Genomic DNA, 4,193 nt, shown 5'->3' with positions numbered 1-4,193 from the left:
GGCTCGGTGCTGTCGTCCTCGTCCTTTGAGCTGGCCTTCACCTCGCTCACCAACTGCGCCGCGTCGGCGTCGCTGACGCTGACCAGCGTCACCGTATCCGCCACGCTGTGGCGCTACGCGACCAACCCGTCCGGGATCACCAACGAAATCCAGTTCGACGCGTTCGACTTTCACCTTGCCAGCGCCACGGTCCTCGCCAGCGGGGACGTGAACATCATCGCCATAGGAGACTGACCATGCCCCAGACCCTCGCGCAGCGCCGCCAGTCCCGCCGTATTCTGCATTTTCTGCGCGGCGACACGGACGCCGCCGCCCTTGTGCATATGGTCAGCCACATTTCGCAGGTGTGGGACGACATCATCGACGGCGACCGGGACGTGCCGCCCGAAGCCGTGAACCGGGCCTTTTGGTACGCACTGGTGGAACTGCCGCGAAATCCCTTCTACGCGCGGCATTACGCCAAGCTGGTGCCGCTGATGGCCAGCTATATGAACGCGTGGTTCGACGCCAACCGCTTTGAGGAGAGCGGGCGCGGGCATGAGATGCACGTGGCCTTTGTCCTGCGGGATATGGCCGGGGACATCGTGAACATGTGCGCCTACATCGTGGGCGGATACGACTGGATGCGTACGGTCAGTCCCGAGATCCGGCGCATGATCCATGACGAAAGCTTCGGGAGCTATCTGGAGGAGCGGTCATGAGTCTCGATACCGGCAAGAACGTTGAATACACGGCGCAGGACCCGCAGGCCGCGCGGCGCATGGCGAGCATTGCGGAGAAGCAGGACGCCCGCGCGGATGACCTGTTCAATATCTATCTGGACCATTTCCTGCCCTATGAGGAGCAGGTGGTGGGCGCAAACCGCGACCTGTTGCCGCAGGAGCAGGGCCTTCGCAGCGCCGAGCTGTCGTCGCAGTCGGAGCTGTTGCCCCTGCGCACGGAGGCGGCGCGCCTTGGGCTTCAGGAACAGATGCGCGACATCACCGAGGGCCGCGCCGTCAAGGACGCCCTGCGTGAAACCCAGCTCAGCGAGCTGGAGGCCGCCGCCCCGGTCACGCAGCAGTTCTACGCCGAGGCCGCCAAGGGCCCGGATGTGGCCGGAGCCATGGGGCGCGCGTCCGCGGACGTTGCCCAGAGCTTTAAGGACGCTGGCGGGGCCGTGCGCCGGAGCGCCGCGCGTATGGGCCTGACGGGCGGACGTACGGCGGCGCTTCTTGCGGATACCGGGCTGGACAAGGCCCGCGCCATGGGCGGAGCGCGCACCATAGCGCGGGAGCAGGAGAAGGACCGGGCGTTTTCCAAGATGACCACGGCCATGCAGGTGCGTGGCCGGGCCTCGGGCCTACCGGGGACGGGGGACACCGGCGGCATGGCGCTGGCCGCGATGCCCCACACCCGCGCGGATATGCAGCGGATGCCCGTGCATAACGCCGGGGATATGGCCCTTGGGCTGTCCTCGCAGGCTATGGCCGCCAACAACTACGGCATGCAGCCGGTAAGCGTCCGGACCACCGGCAAGGGCGGCGGAGCAGGCAATGCCGCAGGCGGCGCCATGGGCGGCGCGATGATTGGCACGCAGATTATGCCCGGCTGGGGCACCGCAATTGGCGCCATGGGCGGGGCAGGCCTCGGCCTTTTGGGAGGAAGCTAGCCATGGGATTTGACGACTGGGTAAAGCTGGGAATGGTGGGCAGTCAGGTGGTGAAGGACGCCAAGGCCGGCATGTTTGAACGCGACGTGGACGACCTTATGCAGCGCCACAGCGGCGGCTATGGCCCGCAGGAGCGCCCGGACAACGTCAGCCCCAAGGTGTGGGACGAGGCCGCGCGGCGTCATGGCAGGGCGCAGTCTGCCCAGCTTGAGCAGGCCGCCCAGCGCCTTGGGTACGACGCCGCCAAGCTCCGCCACGAGATGACGCAGCTCACGCGCCAGCGCGACGACGCCGTGCGCAAGGTCATTCTGTCCGACGGCGACCCGCAGGTGGTGGCGCAGGTGGCCTCGGACATCTTTCCCGACGACTACCGCTACGAGGCCGTCACAGGCAAGGGCGAGGCCTTTACCCTGCGCCCCTACCGTCAGGGCAAGGACGGAGCCAAGCAGTACGTGGAAGGCGGCGACATCCGCTTTGCCGGACCCGGCGACGCGGTGCAAAAGGCCGCGGCCATGCGCTCGCCCGAGGGCTTTCGCTCCTGGCTCAACGCGCGCTTTGGCACGGCCAAGGAGAAAGACCCGCTCATCCGCAATGTGGGCGGAAGCCTCGTGAACATCGTCAGCGACGACGCGGGCGGAATGCGCGCGGTGCCCATTCCCGGCGCGCAGGCCCCGCGCGAGGACAAGCCGCCGAAAATCTACACCGTGGGCGGCTCGCTCTACACGGTACAGCCCGGTGAGGACGGCCCGCGAGCGGTCCCGGTCAAGGGCGGTCAAAAGCCTGCGCCGCCACAGCCCAAGACAGCCGACAGCCCCGGCGGCGTGTGGATTATGCCCGACGGCTCTACCGTGTCCTCGTGGGTGGACTTTAAGCGCGCGTGGGACGCCATCGCCAACACGGGCCAGAAGGACGTCTGGGGCAATCCCGTCACCGTGGCGGCCTCGCCGGAGAACATGAAGCGTTTTGGCATCCGCTTCCTGCCGGACAGTATGCGCGGCAAGGGGCTGGAGCCACAGCTTCAAGACCCCGGCATCAGCGGCGGATCCATGGTCCGGGCCAAGGTGCGCAAGCCGCAGAACGGCGCGCCTCAACAGGCCGCGCCCATGCCCGCGCGCGAGCAGCCGCCAGTACAGCAGGGGCGCCCACAACAGGGACGCGGCTACGGCCTGCGCGTGGACGGCACGCCCAAGGGGCAGGGCTTCCTCGGCGAACTGGAGCGCCCCGGCGGCGGCATCTCCACAGAGCTTTCCGTCGGCGTTGAATTCGACGGCAAAGAGCGCGAAATCCCGCTTCTGGTGCCAACGCTCAGCCGCGAGGAAGTGGACCTGCTTCTGCGCGGCGACAAGGCTACGCCCCAGATTCTCCAAAAGGCCGTCCACCACGCGCGAAAGCGCATCGCCGCGGGCATGAGCCCCTTTGCGCAGGACGGCGAGGGGCTGACCATGTCGCAGGCGGGCGGGGCCGACTTTGTGTTCAATCCTTCGACCGGGACCTTTGAATGATGGTCAACGTACGCATGCCGGACGGAAAGGTTGTGGCGTTCCCCGATTCCATGAGCCGGGAGGAGATGCTTGCGGCGTCCCGGCAGTATGTTGCTGGGCTCGATGGTTTTCAGGGCGAGCCGCAGGGCGAACAACAGCCTGCGCCGCCTGACGACAGTGCCTCAGGCTTCCTTGATGCCTACGTGAAGCCCGCGGCGCGGCTGCTTGGACGCATCCGGCCCGTGACGCCCCTTGGCATCGGCCTTGGCGCGTGGGGACGCGGCGAGCTGGAAGCACCAGAACCGGGGACGGATGCTCCGCCGCGCCGCACCGTGGGCGAGGATGTCGGCGCGGCGCTGGCGCGTGGCCTTGTCCTTGATACGCCGCAGACCTTTGCCCGCGCGGCGCGCACGGCCCTTGGCAGAGCCGGGGACGAGACGCAGGGCGGTCTGCCGTCCCGCGTTATTGCTGGCACGGAGCGGGCCGAGCGTTTGCCGTTCTTCCAGCCGTCCACGCAGGCGCGCCAGAGTGAGGTCCGGCGCGCGCTGTACGAGGGCGCGGCGTCCGCACCGGTCTCCATTGCCGCAGGCCTGCCCGGCGCGGTGGCGGCTGTTCCGGCCGGCCCCGCAGGAAGCCTTGTGGGGTACGCTCTTGGCGGCGGCACCGTGCTTGGCGCGGCGGAGTACGATCAGTTTCTGGAGGAAGCGCAAAAGCAGGGGCTGGACCCGCAGGACGTGAAGCCCGAAGCCTTGGCGTCCGCCGTAGCCGAGGGCGGCGGGGAGGCGCTTTCGGACCTCATCGGCGGGGCGCTCCTTAAAGTAACAAAGCCGTGGTCGCGTCCGGCCTTTGATTCCGTCCGGAGTACGCTAAAAACCCTTGCGATGAACTACCTCAAGGTGCTTCCCGCCGAAGAGGCGGGCGAGATGACCACCGCAGAGGTGCAGCAGGCCGCACGGCGACGCGCGGGGATGGACGCGCTGGAGCCGGGGCAGGGCGCGCGTATGGTCTTTGGGCCGACGGCGGTGGCGGCTGGCGGCTTCGCCGGTGCGGGCACGGCGGTG

The 4,193-nt window shown here is 68.1% G+C and carries 5 protein-coding genes; all 5 read left to right on the top strand.

What is annotated here, in order from left to right; genetic code table 11:
• Positions 1-234: hypothetical protein (locus ACY69P_RS14740; RefSeq protein ID WP_462328020.1), on the top strand; the 234-nt coding region annotated here is incomplete at its 5' end.
• 2 nt (positions 235-236) lie between these two features.
• A complete protein-coding gene (locus ACY69P_RS14735) occupies positions 237-701 on the top strand; it encodes a hypothetical protein (protein WP_462328019.1) in 465 nt (154 codons plus the stop codon).
• On the top strand, positions 698-1,651 hold the full coding sequence (locus tag ACY69P_RS14730; protein ID WP_462328018.1) for a hypothetical protein: 954 nt from the start codon (positions 698-700) through the stop codon (positions 1,649-1,651). Before ACY69P_RS14735 ends, ACY69P_RS14730 begins: the two co-directional genes overlap by 4 nt.
• 2 nt (positions 1,652-1,653) lie before the next feature.
• Positions 1,654-3,153 (top strand): hypothetical protein, encoded by a 1,500-nt coding sequence (locus tag ACY69P_RS14725; RefSeq protein ID WP_462328017.1) that lies wholly within the window; start codon positions 1,654-1,656, stop codon positions 3,151-3,153.
• Positions 3,150-4,193 (top strand): hypothetical protein (locus ACY69P_RS14720; RefSeq protein WP_462328016.1); only part of this gene is annotated, 1,044 nt, incomplete at its 3' end. The genes ACY69P_RS14725 and ACY69P_RS14720, both read left to right, overlap by 4 nt.

The organism is Desulfobaculum sp., assembly GCF_054921475.1.
Note: the sequence above shows the minus strand (reverse complement) of the source record. Positions and strands in the feature narration are given on the sequence as shown.

Coding starts and splice junctions, on each gene's coding strand:
- ACY69P_RS14735 (WP_462328019.1), top strand. CDS start 237: ATGCCCCAGACCCTCGCGCAGCGCCGCCAGTCCCGCCGTATTCTGCAT.
- ACY69P_RS14730 (WP_462328018.1), top strand. CDS start 698: ATGAGTCTCGATACCGGCAAGAACGTTGAATACACGGCGCAGGACCCG.
- ACY69P_RS14725 (WP_462328017.1), top strand. CDS start 1,654: ATGGGATTTGACGACTGGGTAAAGCTGGGAATGGTGGGCAGTCAGGTG.